At 58.1% G+C, this 546-nt stretch carries 1 protein-coding gene; it reads right to left on the bottom strand.

Going from position 1 to position 546, the window contains the following annotated elements; genetic code table 11:
* Positions 1 to 53: 53 nt before the first annotated feature.
* Positions 54 to 546 (bottom strand): proton-conducting transporter membrane subunit (locus ASN89_RS25430; RefSeq protein ID WP_268766404.1); only part of this gene is annotated, 493 nt, incomplete at its 5' end.

The raw sequence follows: 546 nt of genomic DNA, 5'->3' as shown, positions 1-546 counted from the left end.
CCGCGTACAGCGGTACCAGATTAGGTGCATTAGTCATGTTATCGGTCTTCTATTTAAGGCAACTTGCTGGTGGCGACATGCTGCAGCAGGTCAGCAACCGAAGTTTGCATCGTGTCGGTGAACGGGGCTGGGTACAGACCCATCACGAGCACGGCGATGGCCAGCACAGCAAGCATGAAGAATTCACGTTTGTTGATGTCGGTCAGTTCGGCCACATGCTTGTTCTTGATCTTGCCGAACACCACGCGCTTGGCCATCCACAGCGAGTACGCCGCGCCCCAGATCAGTGCCGTTGCAGCCAGCAGGCCGATCCAGAAGTTGTATTTCACCGCGCCCAGGATCACCATGAACTCGCCGACGAAGCCGGACGTCGCTGGCAAACCGCAGTTGGCCATCGAGAACAGCACGAAGAAGGCGGCAAATTTCGGCATGCGGTTCACGACGCCGCCGTAGTCGGCGATGTTGCGGGTATGCATGCGGTCATACAGCACGCCGATGCACAGGAACATCGCGCCGGAGATGAAGCCGTGCGAGACCATCTGCACG

Origin of the sequence: Janthinobacterium sp. Ant5-2-1 (assembly GCF_001445815.1) — a bacterium.
In the GTDB taxonomy this organism is placed as follows: domain Bacteria; phylum Pseudomonadota; class Gammaproteobacteria; order Burkholderiales; family Burkholderiaceae_D; genus Janthinobacterium; species Janthinobacterium lividum_E.
Note: the sequence above shows the minus strand (reverse complement) of the source record. Positions and strands in the feature narration are given on the sequence as shown.